This window comes from Blautia sp. AF32-4BH, from assembly GCF_003460565.1.
Classification (GTDB): Bacteria; Bacillota; Clostridia; order Lachnospirales; family Lachnospiraceae; genus Fusicatenibacter; species Fusicatenibacter saccharivorans.
The window spans coordinates 86,178-103,715 of the sequence record NZ_QTVL01000009.1 but is presented as its reverse complement, the minus strand read 5'-3'; the positions used below and the strand labels follow the sequence as shown (position 1 = coordinate 103,715).

General features: G+C 48.1%; 12 protein-coding genes. 11 read left to right on the top strand and 1 reads right to left on the bottom strand.

What is annotated here, in order from left to right; all coding sequences use genetic code 11:
* Positions 1 to 13: 13 nt before the first annotated feature.
* From DWZ44_RS12400 to DWZ44_RS12350, 11 genes are all read left to right on the top strand, one after another.
* Positions 14 to 1,894, top strand: a complete 1,881-nt coding sequence (locus DWZ44_RS12400; protein WP_055267920.1) for a DUF5696 domain-containing protein — start codon at positions 14 to 16, stop codon at positions 1,892 to 1,894.
* 195 nt (positions 1,895 to 2,089) lie between these two features.
* A complete protein-coding gene (pflB, locus tag DWZ44_RS12395; RefSeq protein ID WP_117508947.1) occupies positions 2,090 to 4,342 on the top strand; it encodes a formate C-acetyltransferase in 2,253 nt (750 codons plus the stop codon).
* Between the two features lie 246 nt (positions 4,343 to 4,588).
* Complete coding sequence (locus DWZ44_RS12390) at positions 4,589 to 5,752, top strand: FAD:protein FMN transferase (protein ID WP_117804979.1); 1,164 nt, start codon at positions 4,589 to 4,591, stop codon at positions 5,750 to 5,752.
* A 2-nt stretch (positions 5,753 to 5,754) separates the two neighbouring features.
* A complete protein-coding gene (locus DWZ44_RS12385) occupies positions 5,755 to 7,794 on the top strand; it encodes an FMN-binding protein (RefSeq protein WP_117761495.1) in 2,040 nt (679 codons plus the stop codon).
* Between the two features lie 12 nt (positions 7,795 to 7,806).
* Positions 7,807 to 8,295 (top strand): FMN-binding protein, encoded by a 489-nt coding sequence (locus tag DWZ44_RS12380; RefSeq protein ID WP_055228158.1) that lies wholly within the window; start codon positions 7,807 to 7,809, stop codon positions 8,293 to 8,295.
* A 1-nt stretch (position 8,296) separates the two neighbouring features.
* Positions 8,297 to 9,169 carry a 4Fe-4S binding protein gene (locus DWZ44_RS12375; RefSeq protein WP_117761496.1) on the top strand — a complete coding sequence of 291 codons (873 nt, stop codon included), beginning with the start codon at positions 8,297 to 8,299 and terminating at the stop codon, positions 9,167 to 9,169.
* Positions 9,170 to 9,189: 20 nt separating this feature from the next.
* The gene (locus DWZ44_RS12370; RefSeq protein WP_117804978.1) at positions 9,190 to 9,573 is read left to right on the top strand and encodes a NusG domain II-containing protein; all 384 of its coding nucleotides are present in this window, start codon (positions 9,190 to 9,192) and stop codon (positions 9,571 to 9,573) included.
* A 30-nt stretch (positions 9,574 to 9,603) separates the two neighbouring features.
* Positions 9,604 to 10,128, top strand: a complete 525-nt coding sequence (locus DWZ44_RS12365; RefSeq protein ID WP_055266099.1) for a Gx transporter family protein — start codon at positions 9,604 to 9,606, stop codon at positions 10,126 to 10,128.
* A gap of 282 nt (positions 10,129 to 10,410) precedes the next feature.
* Positions 10,411 to 15,258 (top strand): penicillin-binding Tp47 domain C-containing protein, encoded by a 4,848-nt coding sequence (locus DWZ44_RS12360; protein WP_117804977.1) that lies wholly within the window; start codon positions 10,411 to 10,413, stop codon positions 15,256 to 15,258.
* 220 nt (positions 15,259 to 15,478) lie between these two features.
* Entirely contained in the window at positions 15,479 to 16,015 is a 537-nt protein-coding gene (locus DWZ44_RS12355; RefSeq protein ID WP_055266095.1) for a DUF3877 family protein, read from the top strand.
* 20 nt (positions 16,016 to 16,035) lie between these two features.
* The gene (locus DWZ44_RS12350) at positions 16,036 to 16,572 is read left to right on the top strand and encodes a nitroreductase family protein (RefSeq protein WP_117508939.1); all 537 of its coding nucleotides are present in this window, start codon (positions 16,036 to 16,038) and stop codon (positions 16,570 to 16,572) included.
* Here the strand turns inward: DWZ44_RS12350 and DWZ44_RS12345 are convergent.
* Positions 16,558 to 17,427, bottom strand: coding sequence for a helix-turn-helix domain-containing protein (locus DWZ44_RS12345; RefSeq protein ID WP_158565898.1), 870 nt, complete (start codon positions 17,425 to 17,427; stop codon positions 16,558 to 16,560). The genes DWZ44_RS12350 and DWZ44_RS12345 overlap by 15 nt on opposite strands.
* Positions 17,428 to 17,538: the final 111 nt, after the last annotated feature.

The following is a 17,538-nucleotide window of genomic DNA, read 5'->3' as shown; positions in this document are numbered from 1 at the left end:
GGAATATCACACGATGAAAAAAATAGAAAGCGGATCGCTTGCTGTGATGCTCGATGAAGAGACGCTGGGACTTAGGATCGAAAAAGACGGCGTTGTCTGGAATACGGATCCGAAAAAGACACCGGAACTGATTTTTGCAGAGGGAACATACCGTTTCCTGGATGCAGAGGAGATTTCCCATGAGGTCTATTCCTTCGGCGTCGGATGCGGCATCCGGAGCCGTTATGCGGGATTTGCGGGAACACCGTATGCCTTCGAGACGATTATCTGGATCGAAGCTGTGGATGAAACATTTTGGATGGAGTGGATTCCGCTCTGCGAGGAGGGACTGCATCCGGTAAAGGTGCTGTGGCCGACGGCAATGGAGTTTACAAACGGGCGCGATGACTGGTATACACTCCTTACCGAGGGACAGGGACTTCTGATTCCGAATACCTGGAAGACGGAACTTGGAAAGCTTTCGTTTGACGGCAGATTTGAGACCTCCGGCGGCTATATGCCGTGGTTTGGCCAGGTGAAGGAAAGATGCGGCTATACAGCGATCTGTACAACACCGTGGAACGTCGGTTATCAGGCAGAGCACCCGGCAGGCGGCCCGTATACCAGCGTGGGGGCATGGCTGGAGCCAAGCCTTGGAACAATGAATTACCGCCGCGTATTCCGTTATACGTTTTTAAATAACTGCGATTATAACGACCTCTGCAAAACATACCGTCAGTATGTACGGGAACAGGGCCATCTGCGCACTTTGAAAGAAAAGGCAGTACAGAATCCGTCCATTCACGATCTTGTGGGAACGTGTTTTGTTCATACGGGAATCAAGACGGTTGTGCAGCCAGAGTCCGGCTTTTTCGATCCGCAGAATCCGGAGAAAAATAACCGCGTAGTGCCGTTTTCCGTGCGCGAACAGCAGATCCGCGAAATTCATGATCTCGGCGTAGAGAAAGTCTATCTTCATCTGGACGGCTGGGCAGAACCGGGGTATGACAACCAGCATCCGGACTACACACCGGCATGCCAAGCGGCCGGCGGATGGGAAGACATGAAATCGCTTGTCGATACGATGCATGATTTCGGCTACAAATTCGGTATTCACGACCAGTACCGCGATTATTACCATGCAGCGCCGAGCTACGATGAAAATTATGCCTGCCGCCTTCCGGATAGAACGATACCGGGACACAGTTACTGGGCGGGCGGACCGCAGAGCTATCTCTGTGCAACGCAGGCACCGTTCTATGTGAAACGGAATTTTGCCGAGCTGAAGAAAAACGGAATCCGGCTTGACGGTGCATACCTCGATGTGTTTACGTGCAACGAGGGCGACGAGTGCGCAAATCCGGAGCATGTGATGACGAGAAGAGACTGCTATACGTACCGCGGAAACTGCTTCTCCTGGCTGCTATCACAGGGGATTCTCTCAAGCTCCGAGGAGGTCAGCGACTGGGCCGTTCCGTATCTGGTATTCTGCCATTATGCGCCGTACGACTTTATGCTGCGCCCGGCAGAGACACCGAAAAAAGGAATCCCGGTGCCGCTCTTTAATCTTGTGTATCATGACTGTGTGATCGAGCCGTGGATGATGGACCGTGTTTCAAAAGACGAGGACTATATGCTGTATGCGCTTCTTGCAGGCGGTGCACCGTATCTTGTACGGGACGGCGCATATCCGAATACAGATGGTGCATTTGACGGGGAGAAAATCAGTCTGGAAGAGATGACAGAAAGATGCCGCGTTGTAACGGAGCTGCATGAAAAAACGGCACTCCTGGAACTGGTACGCCACGAGTGTATGACGGTGGACGGAAGCGTACAGAAGAGTGAATTTTCCGATGGAACATATGTTATTTGTGACTTTGCAGAGCAGATATATGAAATCGGATACGGGGCATAAAAGAAAAGCGCCACATGTAGATTTTGTTCTTATAAAAATACAAGATTTTGTGGTTTTCCTTGTATTTTTTCAAGTGCATATCTTGCGCGGAAAGCAGAGATTTGTTATATTATGCATGCGGAGGTGTTCATGCCCGGTGCAAAGAAGATGCCGGAGCGTGACGAAACAAAATAACACCAGAAAGGAACAAAGCAAATGAGAGAATTTGAACAGTGGGATGGCTTTACCGGAAGACTCTGGAAAGAAGGCATCGACGTACGTGACTTTATTCAGAACAACTATACTCCATATGACGGAGATGAGAAATTCCTGGAGGGACCAACAGAGGCTACAGACCGTCTGTGGGGCAAATTACAGGAACTCCAGAAAGAAGAGCGTGCAAAAGGCGGCGTTCTGGATATGGAGACAGACGTTGTAAGCGGAATCACAGCTTACGGCGCAGCATATATCGATGACAGCATGAAAGATCTGGAGCAGGTAGTTGGTCTTCAGACAGACAAACCGCTGAAACGTGCATTTATGCCGTATGGTGGAATTAAAATGGCTGAGCAGTCCTGCGAGACTTACGGCTACAAACCAAGTGAGAAGCTTCATGAAATTTTCACTAAATATCACAAAACACATAACCAGGGTGTATTCGACATCTACACACCAGAGATGATGAAAGCCCGTCATAATAAAATCCTGACCGGTCTGCCGGATACCTATGGCCGTGGCCGTATCGTAGGCGACTACCGTCGTGTTGCTCTGTACGGTATTGATTACCTGATCGAGCGCAAAAAAGCAGACTTCGCTGCAACCAATCGTCAGGGAATGCGTCGTGGTGACTTCCAGTTAAGAGAAGAGATCGCTGACCAGGTCAGAGCACTGCAGGATATGAAAGTTATGGCACAGTCCTATGGCTATGACATTTCCGAGCCGGCTAAGAACGCAAGAGAAGCTGTTCAGTGGCTGTACTTCGGATACCTTGCAGCTATCAAAACTCAGAACGGTGCTGCAATGAGCGTTGGCCGTGTATCTACTTTCCTTGACATCTACATCGAAAGAGATATCGAAAAAGGAATCCTGACCGAGAAAGAGGCTCAGGAGCTGATCGACCATCTGGTAATGAAATTCCGTATGGTTAAATTCGCAAGAATTCCGTCTTACAATCAGCTGTTCTCCGGTGACCCGGTATGGGCTACTCTGGAAGTTGCCGGTATGGGAATCGACGGACGTTCTATCGTTACAAAGAACGATTTCCGTTTCCTGCATACACTGGAAAACATGGGACCGTCCCCAGAGCCGAACCTTACTGTTCTGTACTCTGAGAATCTTCCGGAAGCTTTCAAGAAATATGCAGCTCATATTTCTGTACAGACAAGCTCCATCCAGTATGAGAACGATGATGTAATGCGTCCGGTATGGGGCGATGATTACTCCATCTGCTGCTGTGTATCTGCTACCGAGACCGGTAAGGAGATCCAGTTCTTCGGCGCTCGTGCAAACCTTGCAAAATGCCTTCTGTACGCGATCAACGGCGGTAAAGACGAGAAGACAAAACAGCAGGTTGCTCCGGAATATCAGCCGATCACTGCTGAGTATCTGGACTATGATGAGGTTATGAAGAAATACGACGTTATGATGGACTGGCTGGCTCATCTGTACGTTGGAACTCTGAACATGATCCACTACATGCATGACAAATACTACTATGAGGCAGCAGAGATGGCTCTGATCGACACCGATGTAAGACGTACCTTTGCAACCGGTATCGCAGGATTCTCTCACGTAGTAGACTCCTTAAGCGCAATCAAATACGCTAAAGTTAAAGTTATCCGTGACGAAGAAGGAATGGCTGTTGACTTCGAGACAACCGGCGACTTCCCAAGATACGGCAACGACGATGACAGAGCAGACGAGATCGCTGTATGGCTGCTTCGTACCTTCATGGACAAACTGAAATACTGCCATACCTATCGTGATTCTGAGCCGACTACCTCTATCCTTACCATTACTTCCAACGTTGTATATGGTAAAGCAACTGGTTCTCTGCCGGACGGAAGAAAAGCCGGTGAGCCTCTGTCTCCGGGAGCTAACCCGTCTTACGGCGCAGAGAAGAGCGGACTTCTTGCTTCCCTGAACTCTGTAGCAAAACTGCCGTATGAGGACGCTCTGGACGGAATCTCCAACACCCAGACCATCAACCCGGGCGCACTTGGCCACAACGACGAAGAGCGTACCGAGAACCTGGTACACGTTCTGGACGGATACTTCGAGCAGGGTGCACATCACCTGAACGTAAACGTATTCGGAACCGAAAAACTGATCGACGCAATGGAGCACCCGGAGAAACCGGAGTATGCAAACTTCACAATCCGTGTATCCGGCTATGCAGTTAAATTCATCGACCTGACAAAAGAGCAGCAGATGGACGTAATTGCACGTACCTGCCACGATCATATGTAATTTCTGAAAATGTTATTTCTAAAGCCCCCGCGGCCGCAGCAATGCGGCTGTGGGGGCTTTTTGTATATCGCTGCTTGAATTCCAGTAAAATCCACTTGATTTAGAGTACATAAAATGAGAAAATTTATCAGATGCAGAACGCTAATTGAAAAACTTTTATCAAGTAATTCATAGCGTAAGTTACGAGTTAATGTTATAATACCAAAGTTAGGATTTCCTAACATAAGAAAAAATGGAGTTTTATTTATGAAAAAGAAAATTGTTGCAGCATTTTGTCTTGCCATGGTGATGACGGTCGGCGGATGTTCCGGTGCGGGGACAGCAGCGCAGCCGGAGAGCAGTGAAAGTCAGACACAGCCGGCGTCTGTTTCGGAGTCTTCGAGCAGTTCTGACGCTTCGGAAGAGAATTCCACGCAGAAATCCGCATCATCCACAGCTTCTTCCGATGCCGCAGATGCATCGAGCAGCCGAGATATTTTTGCGATGGATACGTACATGACGGTCACTGCCTATGGTCCGAATGCAGAAACGGCGGTGGATCAGGCGCAGCAGGAGATTGAGCGGCTGGATGCACTTCTGTCGACCGGAGAGAAGACGAGTGAAGTAGCGCAGATCAATGCAAACGGCGGCGGAACCTTATCGGAGGATACCACCTATCTGCTGGAACGCTCGCTGGATCTGTATGACAGCACAAACGGCGTTTTCGACATCGCAATTTATCCGATCATGGACGCCTGGGGTTTTACAACCGGAAATTATACGATTCCTTCGGATGAGACGATCGAAAGCCTCCTTCCGCTGACCGATGCCAATGATATCCTATACGACAAGGACAGCGCATCCATCAGCTTTGCCAAGGACGGCATGAAAATTGACTTCGGCGGAATCGCAAAGGGCTATACCTCCGGCAGAATCGCCGATATTTACCGGGAATGCGGTGTGACGAGCGGGCTCATCAACCTCGGCGGAAACGTTCAGGTTGTCGGCACGAAAACGGACGGCAGTAAATGGCGCGTTGCCGTGCAGAGTCCGGAGGCAGAGGATGATTATCTCGGCATTCTCTCGACGGCCAACCGGGCGGTTATTACTTCTGGCGGCTATGAGCGGTATTTCGAACAGGACGGCATGAAATATCATCACATCATCGATCCATCGACCGGTCATCCGGCAAATAACGGTCTGGTGTCGGTGACGATCGTAAGTGCTGACGGAACACTGGCGGATGGCCTTTCTACTTCTCTTTTCATCATGGGGAAGGACAAGGCGGCCGAATACTGGCGTGCACACAGCGATGAATTTGACACCATTCTGGAGGATGCGGACGGCGTTCTGTATGTAACCGAAGGAATTGCTGACGATTTCACATCCGATCACGAGACAAACATTATCAGGAAAGACGGTGATACATAACCATGGGAAAATGGAAAAAACTGACAGCATTTGCACCGGCTCTCGCGGCAGTTATCGTAGCAGCCTGTGCCGGTATTTCGCTGAACGGCTACACTGCACCGGTTTACGCCGTAGAGCAGCCGGAGGCACTGGTGACACCGGAGCCGGAACAGGATACCGATGCAGCGGAAAAGAAAGATGATACAAAAAAGAAGGACGATACCAAAAAGACAACCGATACCGAAGCAGAACTTGTCGCAGCCGTCGGTTCCGGCAGCTTTGAGCTGGCGGACGGAACGTACGAAGGAAGCGGAACAGGTTTTGGCGGTACGATTACAGTCTCTGTCGTATTGAAAGACAAAACGATTCAGTCGATCTCGATTGTAAGCGCTCCCGGCGAGGACGCAGCTTTCCTGAACCGTGCGAAGGGAGTTATCGACCGTATCATCGCATCCCAGAGTGTGGATGTGGACACGGTTTCCGGTGCAACTTTCAGTTCAAAAGGTATCCTTGCAGCCGTGAAAAATGCACTGACCGGTCAGGAGGACACTTCAGAACCGGCATCCGCATCAGGAGCGGCAGGCGGCGGAGCCTCTGCCGGCGGAACCGTTACAGTATCTAAAATCGAAGAACCGGCTGCCTACCGGGATGGAACGTATTACGGAACCGGAACAGGATTTGGCGGCACAATGAAAGTCTGCGTTGTTGTCAGCGGCGGAAAAATTGCTTCGATTGATATTGTGGAAAACAGCGATACGCCAAGCTACCTTTCCAGTGCTTCCTCTCTGATTTCGACGATTATCTCAACACAGAGTACGAATGTGGATACGGTCTCCGGCGCGACATACAGCTCCCGCGGTATTATTGAAGCTGTGCGGAGTGCCTTAAGTCAGGCGGCAGTGAACGGGTCTTCCAGTACAAACGGAGGAAGCCAGAGCAATACAAACAACGGAAACAACAGCCAGAATAATAATCAGAACAATAACAATTCGTCTGCATCCAAGGGAAGTTTCCCTTATCAGGACGGAATTTATTACGGCACGGCCGCCGGTTTCCAGGGAGACATCAAAGTGGCGGTAGCCCTGCAGGATCAGACGATCAAAGCGGTACTGATTCTGGAAAACGAAGATGACGAGACATTCTTCAACCGTGCCAAAGTCGTAGCGGACCGCATCGTAGACGGACAGAAAACCGATGTGGATCTCGTATCCGGCGCAACGTACAGCTCCCGCGGCATCCAGAACGCAGTAAAACAGGCGCTGGAAAATGCGAAGAAGGCAACAAACGGCGAGACCGTTCCGGATAACGGAACGAGCAGCGGCGGAACCACAACGATTCCGGAAGGAAAATTCCCATACGAGGAAGGCATTTACTACGGAACCGGCGAGGGCTATCTGGGAGACATTACAACGGCAGTTGTCATTCAGGATGAGACGATCAAGGCAATTCTCGTGACCGAGAGTGAAGATGACGAAGCATTCTTAAAACGCGCAAAACAGACAGCAAAGGACGTTGTGAAAAACCAGACACTGGAAGTTGACACCGTTTCCGGCGCAACCTACAGCTCCAGGGGAATTCTTGCGGCAATCGAGGAAGCTTTAAAAGAGGCAGAACGCGTAACTGAGGAAAAGAAAAATCCAACCCCGACACCGACGGAAACACCAACCCCGACCGAAATCCCGGAGCCAACTGAGACGCCAACACCAACCCCGACGGAAACTCCGGAACAAAAGATCTATCAGGACGGCGAATACACAGCGATTGCCGTCTGCGAGCCGGATGAAGATGAAGATTTTACCGCTTATCAGCTTTCTGTGACGGTAACAATTGAAAACGATAAAATCGTAGCGTTAAGCAACATCACCGGTGACGGAGACAGTCAGAATGCCTCCTACATCCGCCGCGCATCCGAAGGAACCTCCAAAATCAAAGGCGTTTCCGCTCAGATTCTGGAAACCGGAACGCTTGAAAACATCGACACCGTTTCCCGTGCAACCTGCTCCTCAAAAGCCATTCTTGAGGCATGCCGGAATGCGCTGGATGCTGCGAAAGTAACGCAATAAAGGGGAAAACAGATGAGACAATTGATTGTTCGTTTTTTGAATGTCGCTGTCATTGCTGCTGTTCTGATCGGCTACAATACCGTACTCGATAAAAGAGACAAAGAGGATCAGATCGCGCGGCTCTCGGCAGAGCTTGAGACGACCCAGCTTCAGAAGGAAAATCTGCAGGCCGCAGCAGCTGCATCCAACACGGCGGATACGGCCGCAAGTGAAGCAGCAGAAGCAGAAGGGCAGTACGTGGACGGTACGTATGACGGTGAAGCTGACGGCTTCGGCGGCACCATTGCAGTTGAAGTAACCGTAGAGGGCGGCCAGATTACCGATCTTGCCATCACATCCGCCGACGGCGAGGACAGTGCGTATCTGTCAAACGCGGAGGCGATCATTCCAAAGATTATTGAGGCACAGTCCGCCGATGTTGATACGATCAGCGGAGCAACATTCAGCTCCACCGGTATCAGAAATGCGGCGCAGGAAGCAATAGAAAAGGCGGAGAAATAACATGAAAAATTTAGATCTATCCACATTACCGGCAAAGAAGAGAAAACAGATCGTTTCCTGCCTGCGTGCCGGAATCCAGCTTTTATATTTCCTGTTTCTTCCGTCAGTATTTACCGCTGCATTTAACGGAGTGAAATACATTTTTACGCAGCTTGGACAGGGTGAAAAAATTGAGATGACCGCGTTTGTGTCGGCTCTGCTTCTTGTCTGTGCATTTACGATTGTTTTCGGCAGATTTTTCTGCGGTTTTGCATGCGCTTTTGGAAGTCTGGGGGATGCAATGCACGCAATTTATGGTATAATCTGTAAGAAACGTAAAAAGAAGCCCAGATGCATCAAACCGGAGCTGGCAAAAAAACTGGCGCTGGTCAAATACGGCATTCTGCTTCTGATTGCTCTTTGCTGCTTTGCAGGAGTTTATCAGAAAGCAAGAGGAACAAGCCCGTGGGATGTCTTTTCCATGCTGCATGCGGGAAATTTCCGACTTTCCTCTTATATTCCAGGCATTGTTCTTCTGGTGCTGATCCTGGTCGGCATGTTCTTTGAGGAGCGCTTTTTCTGCCGTTTCCTGTGCCCAATGGGAGCTGTCTTTTCTCTGCTTCCGATCCTGCCGTTCTTTACTCTGCACCGGAAACGCGAAAACTGCATCCGCGGCTGCAGCGCCTGCACGAGACAGTGCCCGTCAGCGGTGGAACTGCCATCCGATGGATACGTGGAGATCTCCGGCGACTGTTTCCAGTGCCAGAAATGTATTGATACGTGTCCGAAAGGTAATATCCGCTGCGGGGTAAAGGAATTTCACGGAAATGAAATCCTCTTTACGCTGTTCCGTGCTGTATTCCTGCTGACACTGCTGTTATGGGCTGGCATCTGATTCAGAATAAGGAAAACTATATGAAGAAAAAAGATCTGATTCTGGCAGGCGCCGTTCTGCTCTTGGCTGGAATCCTTGCCCTGGCACTTCGGCTGCCGAAAACGGAAAATGGAAATACCATGAAAGTCACGGTGGACGGCGAGGTCTACGGAACGTATTCACTCGCAGAAAATCAGACCGTGAAAATTCAGACGGGTCACGGAACGAATGTCCTGGTGATCGAAAACGGAAGTGCCCATATGGAAGAAGCTGACTGCCCGGACGGCTACTGCAAAAGACAGGGTACGATTTCCCAGGTAAATGAGACGATCGTGTGCCTGCCGCATAAGCTGGTTGCGGAGGTAGAAAGTGACGGATCCACAACGGACGACGCCGACGATGCGCCGGATGTGATTGTAAAATAATACCAGCTTAGAAGAAAGGAATTGGAATTTATGAGAGACAGCCGCACTGCAAGCAGAAAAATTGCCTTATGCGCCATGCTGATGGCACTTGCCATGATCTTCAGTTATGTGGAGGTACTGATCCCGATCAACCTCGGTGTTCCTGGAATCAAACTCGGCATTGCCAATCTGGTTGTAGTCGTCGGCCTCTTTTTCCTTCCGGCAGGGGAAGTCCTGATGATTTCCGTCGCCCGCATTCTTCTGATGGGGTATCTGTTCGGAAATGGAATGTCCATCCTTTACAGCCTTGCCGGCGGGCTTTTGAGCTTTCTTGTGATGCTTCTGCTGAAACACATCAAGGGCTTTAGTATCACCGGCGTAAGTATTGCAGGAGGCGTGACGCACAATGTCGCGCAGATCTGCGTGGCGGCTCTCGTGGTGCAGAACCGCAAACTGTTCTATTATCTGCCGGCGCTTCTCGTGGCCGGAGTCATCACCGGAATGCTGATCGGAATCCTTTCGGACCGCATTCTTTCTGCGGTAAAACGCGATGGACGAAAGAGTTCTTCGCGGTGAAAACTCCATATCTACGGAATTTTTTCTGTGTGGGAACGAAAATCATCCCACAAACTTCACAGTATCGGATCATTAAATAGTAAAAATACTCAATAAGCAGAATCTGTGCCTCTTTTGAGAAAAAATAATCAGTTAAGAGTTAGACAAAACGATCAAAAATTAGTAGAATAATCTACGGTTAGTTAAAACAATTATTGATTAGTGAAAACTAATATAATAATGAAGGACAGTTTTGCCCCTGTTTTTCCTGCAAAACTGTGGAAAAGGAAAAAGGAGGAAGTTATGATCAAAAGAAAAGAACTTCAGAAAAAATCATTAGCAGCCGTAATGGCAGCTTCCATGACCATGAGCCTGCTCCCGGGAACCGCACTGGCGGATGCTACAAGTGGCGTGCTGGCAGATGGCACTTATGAGTCTACGGCTCATGTTACCAGAACTGCAGAAGACGATGAGGATGAGAATGCATGGGATGAATATGACGTTAATGTCAAAATCACAGTTGCAGACGGTAAGTTTTCTGATATTGCAGTAACACCTGGTTCTGGATACAATACAGAAAATGCTACATATTTTAAAAAAGCAGCTACAAACAGCAAAGGATTCAAAACGAAACTTCTTGGAAAAGATGCAACGATTGAAAACATTGAAGGATGGGATATTGTATCGGGTGCAACCAGAACTTCGAATGCAGTAAAAACCGCGGCTCTTGCAGCAACCCAAAAAGCAACCCCGACTCCAGAAGCAGTAGACACCACAGCACTTGAAAAAGCAATCGCAGATGCCGAAGCATTAAAGGAAGCTGACTACACCGCAGACTCCTGGAAAGCTGTCCAGACTGCTCTTACCGCAGCAAAATCTGCTCTTTCTGCAAAAGAATCCCAGAGCGCTGTTGATACCGCGAAAGATGCGCTGAATACTGCAGTAAAAGGCCTTGTTAAAGCACCGACTCCGACGGCGACCCCGACAGCAACGCCAACCGCAACCCCAACGGCGACCCCGACCGAGACTCCAACTGAGCAGGTGGCTTACGTTCTGATGAACATTCCGTATGATGAATTTTATGCTGCAGATGTAAACAACTCTGTTCCAGTGGATGTATTTTCTTCCGCAACGAAGAGCAAAACAAGAACAGCCACTCTTGCCGGTGGTTCTTATCATACCAATGCAGATGGAAGTGCAATCAATGGAATTACCTTCCCGGTTAAAGTAACAGGAGTGGATCTTTCCAAATTTAAGAAAGTAACAGATTCTGACTCTGTAAGTATTACAGTAACAAACCGTGGTCAGACATCTACACAGACATACACTGGAAAAGACGCCTTATTTGAAAACTCAGACTATGCATATTATGTATTAAGCGAAGCACCTTCTTACTACAAAGAAGCAACGGTAAATGCAGATGGCTCTCTTTCTTTTGGAAAAACAGTTGGAACTGCAATTGAACTGACCAATGTATCTCCGGAATTTATGACTGAATCAAGATATGGAGATTATCAGCTGGATCTCGACGGACTGGAGAACACGATTGATGTTGGAACCGATCAGATCTATGGTGTTATTGTCAGCACAAAAGAAGGCAATGACTATGGTATGCGTCATGTGGAAAATATCTGGCGCGGAACAGAGCTGGCATGGTCAACTGGATTTACAACACAGGTGCATGGATGCCCGACTTCTTCTGCACATTACAAGAGCATGATGGGACAGCATATCAATAAGGTTACTTATTATACCAGCAAAGGAATCTACACGATTCCGGTGAATGATATTTTTGTTCCAACAAAATTTGAGGCAAGTGTATCCGTAGAAGACGCTTCTCTTTCCACTGGAAAGACAACGATGACCGTAACCGGACTTCCGGCTGATTATGATGCAGAATATTCCGTAGATGGTCTGGATGGATTTGCAGTAGACGGAAATACCATTTCTTATTCCGCAAATGCGAAAAAAGGAATGTATACTCTGACGATTCATGATAAAAAAGGTGTTTATGCAGATCTGACACAGAGCTTTACTCTGTATACAGATGCAATGCCGGCTGCTTACAACGAAAAAGGAAGTGCTCCGGCGCTTGTAAAAGCAGAGAATGCATCAGAAGATGACTTTGCTGATTATATCAAGAACATCACTTCGGTAAAAGTAAATGGAAAAGAATATGCAGCAACTGGAAAACGGAAAACAATTCTGATCAAAGAAGACGGTACGCTTGATCTGACAGCTGCCGCTTTTGCAGAAGGAAATAAATTTGAAATCGAAGTAACTGCAACAGGTTACAAGACGCTTTCCTTTACTTATGAGAAGAAAGAAACAACATATAAATATGTATATGCAGGTCTTACCTGGGCTGAGTATTGGGCAGCAGAAGGAGTTCAGGCGGCAGGAAGCGACGCTGGTTCGGATGAAACTGACAGTCGCGAAGAAAGTGATAAAGGCGCTTTTGATGTTGTAACCCGTGCGACCACAAACCATGGACTGCACAGAGGAAGCTTCCAGTGCGCAGCGACTATCTACATGAAAGATGGCACAACCTATGATGTGGCATATTATACCGCAGCAACCACGGCAGTTCTGACCAACGGCGAGACCGTAACTTACGATAAGAGCCAGATTGATCATTATGAAGTAAAAGGTCTGAAATATGTGCCTGTAAAAGTTTCGGAAGATGATTACGAAGATTTCTGCAAAAAGTATGTTGTGGTAGAAAACGGCGGAACACTTTCCGGTGGATTTTCTGAAAATAAACTGCAGAGCTATACAGGCCTGGTTGCAGATGTAACAGAAAACACAAACGGTCTGAAGATAGCAGTGAAAAATGCAGATGGAAGCTTCTCCTTCTCTGCAAGAACAACAGGAAGTGAATCCGGAATCAAAGATCAGGCGCTGAAGACAGCTCCGGATGCTGAGACCGTAGGACTGACCGTGAAAGAAGCCAAAGGTTCTTATGGAGAATTCCTTCGCGTAGATTTAACGGGAAATTACGGCGATCTGGCTGCTAATCTGCAGACCGTAACCTGGACTTATTACGGTGATGATTCCACTTATACGAATGCAAAAGCAACGTATGGAACAAAATTCGCAGCAGATAACTGGATGCATAAAGTAATGGGAATTCAGCTTGGCCTTACCGATTCCCTGCGCTGCACTTTACCGGAGGGAACGGATGGAACCGGTTATTGGAAGATTACGATTCATGCACTTGGCTATGCAGATGCTTCCTACACTTTTGAAGCAACTAAAGCGAATATTGTAGGAGCTGATCCGGTAGAGAGCACAGCAGCACTGGAAGAGGCAATTGCAAAGGCAGATACACTGAATAAAGAGCTTTACACGGAAACTTCCTGGAATAATATGCAGACAGAACTGGCAGAAGCAAAAGAAGCATTGGAGAAAAAACAGAGCCAGGGAACCGTAGACGAAGCAACAGAGCATCTGAATGCAGCAATCGAAGCACTTCAGTCCCAGTATGTATTAATGAACATTCCGTATGCTGAGTTCTATCAGGCAGAGGTTCATAACGATATTCCAGTAGATGCATTTACTTCCGCAACCAAGAACAAAACAAGAACAGCCTCACTTTCCGGCGGATCTTACCATGTGAATGCAGACGGAAGCGATATTACAGGTATCACCTTCCCAGTAAAAGTAACAGAGGATATGGATCTGAGCAAATACACGAAAGTGACAGATGAGGATTCTGTAGAAATCACCGTTACCAACCGTGGACAAACATCCACCACAACGTATACCGGAAAAGATGCACTGTATGAGAATGCAAGCTATGCATATTACACTTTACATGAGGTTCCGTCTTATTACAAAGAAGCATCTGTAGATGCAGACGGCAATGTAACCTTTGGTGCTGTTCAGGGAACCGAGGCAGCAAAGCTGGAAAATGTAACGGCAGAGCTCTCCACTAACAGCAAATACGGTGATTATCAGCTGGATCTGGATGGTCTTACTGATACCATCAAAGCAGGCGAAGATACCGTATATGGTGTTGTTGTCAGCACAAAAGAGGGCAACGATTACGGAATGCGTCATCTGGAGAATATCTGGAGAGTGTCTGAGCTGGCATGGAGCACTGGATTTACGACAAGCGTTCATAACTGCCCGACCTCCTCGGAACATTACAAGAGCATGATGGGACAGACCATCAACAAAATTACCTATTACACCAGCAAGGGAATTTACGAAGTCGACGCAGATGTATATGTACCGGTTAAGTTTGCATATGAATTTTCTGTAGAAAATGCGTCTGTCACATCTGGAAATGCTTCTGTTAAACTGGAAGGCCTGCCGGATGATTACGATGCTGTCTATACAGTAGAAGGTCTGACGGGAACCGTGTCCGGTGATACTCTGTACTTCAAGAATGCAGAGAAAGGTTCTTATACATTGACTGTCAGCGATAAGAATGGTAAATATGCAGATCTTTCCGCAGACTTTATCCTTTACACGGAAGAGATGCCGGCAGCATTTAACGAAGATACGACAACACCGGGTCTGTTTAAGAACGGGGATGCAACAGATGAAGAGTTTGCAGATTATCTGAAGAACATTACCTCTGTTACTGTAAATGGAAAAGCATATGCAGCAAGCGGAAGAGGAGCTGTTGTACTGTTCAATGAGGATGGTTCCTTAAAGACAGATGCAGCACCGTTCGCAGAGGGCGATTCCTTTGAAATTACAGTTTCTTCACTGGGATATCAGGATCTTAGCTTCACCTGGAAGAAATCAGCAGAAGAGCCGACTCCTACTCCTACAGAGACCCCAACCGTAACCCCGACCGAGACTCCGACTGTTACCCCGACGGAAACCCCGACCGTAACCCCAACTGAGACTCCGACGGTTACACCTACAACAGCACCAACCACAACCCCGACGACTGCTCCTACCACAATACCTACGACGCAGCCGACGAAGACCCCGACAAGCACCCCGAAAGCAACATCTACTCCGCTTGCAAGTAATAAAGTATCCAATACTTCTACTTCCAAGAAGAGCGATAATGCAAAGACCGGTGATGCTACCAACATCTGGGGATGGGTAAGCATGGCAGTTGCATCTCTTGGTGCCGGCGGACTTGGATTCAAACTCCGCGGCAGAAAGAAAAACGAAGACGAAGAGTAATTCAGAACGAAATAACTGAGAAATTCTTCTGACATAAGAAATCACAGAAACCTCTGTTCCAGCTTTTCTGGCGGAGGTTTCTGCCGTTTCGAGGAGTAAAAAAGTGATTCTTTTCTTTTTGTAAAAAACAAAAAATTAAGTGTTCACACAATGCCCAATTCGTGCGATAATAATACTGTGTTTTTTGCACATGCAGCACAATGGAGGTGACTTAGAAAACATGACAGCAAAACTGTTGGAAAAACATATTACCGATACGATTCGGGAATGGCAGGTGAAGATCGGCTATGAGGGCGGTACGATGAAGCTCTACTACCCGGCGGAGTCCCTGCGCCGTTCCCTTTCTTTAGACGAAACAGAAGACCTGGATGCGGCACTTGCCGCGTTCTGTAAGGAAGTACAGCCGCGTCTTGGAACACTTGCGATTTCAGCGGTCAAGGACCGCTACTGCATGGAAATCCCGGAGGAGGGATGTTCTTATATCGAGCGGAAAATTCCTGTTCCGGAGCTCCTGCAGAACCTTCTGCAGGTGATCACAACGCCTGGAAACACAATGGAACAGGTTCGAAACTGCTTTTCTTCCTATGCAGAGAAAATGCATACTACCGTGGAAGAAAACGCATCCGAGGAGCATGAGATGGGCCATGTATTTTCTTTTTCAGACCCGTCTGTAGATGAATACTGTTACTGTGTCGAAGAAAATGAATTCGGCCTGACGTATCACCGTTTTTCACGGGAAGATTACGAGGCTTTATAAATAAAAGGAGGATATACACCATGGAATTTACAAAACTGCTGGAAGAAAGAAGAAGCATCCGCGCGTTTGATCCGGAGAAACACGTAACCGCAGAGCAGATCCAGGAGATCGTACAGGCAGCGATTCAGGCACCATCCTGGAAAAACTCACAGACAACACGGTACTATGCCCTTGTAACACCGGAGAAAGTCGAAGAATTTTCCGCAAAATGCCTTCCAGAATTCAATCAGAAGAGTTCAAAGGGAGCCGCACTTGTCGTAACAGCATTCGTAAAAGACCGCTCCGGCTTCACGCAGGACGGAACACCGGACAATGAAGTCGGAAACGGCTGGGGCTATTACGATCTTGGCCTGCATGACGAAAACCTGATCCTGCGCGCAAGAGAACTCGGCCTTGATACTCTGATTATGGGAATCCGTGATGAGAAAGCTATCCGTGAAGCCCTCTCCATTCCGGAGAATGAGCTCCTTGGTGCTGTCATTGCTGTCGGCTACCGTGCCATCAACCCGGACAAGCCGAAACGTAAAACCGTGGACGATATCTTAAAACTGTTCTAAATCCGGCGCATCCGTGTGAAGACGTGCGCGGTACTTTCCAGGCGGGAATCCAAAGAACCGGGAAAACTGCTTGCTGAACGCATAGACATCGCCATATCCGACAAGACCGGCAATTTCCTTCATCGGTACGCCGCCCTCGAGAAGAATACGGGCCTGCTCCATTTTCTTCCTGGTGCGGTACCGTGCAGGAGAGACGCCGGTCTGTTTTTTAAATACTTTTCGAAACGTCTCATAACCGATCTGGAGTGACCGGGCAAGCTCTTCGAGAGAAATTTCTTCATCAAGATTCTGCGAGAGCATATCGCAGGCGGCCTCGATCGGATCCCGCTGCAGATTCACCCGGTGCGCATGGTAGCCGTACATTCGCAGAATCTCTTTTTCCATCTCCGGAATCCGCAAAGGCAGCAGACTGTCCGGTGTGGCCTTTAACGACTGCAGAAGCTTCTGATACCGCTCGAGATCGCCGGGAAGCAGCTCTGCCTTTAACACCGGCTCCCGGTTCAGAACCGAAAGCGAGCAGAAAGAATCAAAAAACGGTTTCCCAATCGAGATAAAAAATTCCAGCCATTTCCCATCGGGGTCTACGCGTGTGGAATGCGGCACACCCGGTAGACGCTGGACCATACTTCCCGCCTGCAGCGGATAGGAGGTGCCGTCCTCGGCAATATATTCCCCGCTCCCGCGCAGCAGCACGAAACAGCTGTAATACTCGTTCGAAAAATGATACTGCGAGCGGTCCGCCGTCTCTTTCCGCATAAAACCGCATGCCAGAATCCCGTTCTTCATTTCATTTCCAATACAGCGATAGATAACATCGCTCTTTTCTATTTTTGCAAGCAGATATTCCGGTATCATACGACTTCTCCTTTGCTTTCCCATTTTGGATAAAAGAAACACCAGATCAACTATTTCTCATCCACGTGCAGTGTTTTATACTGAATCATAAGATAACTGCATGAATCTTCT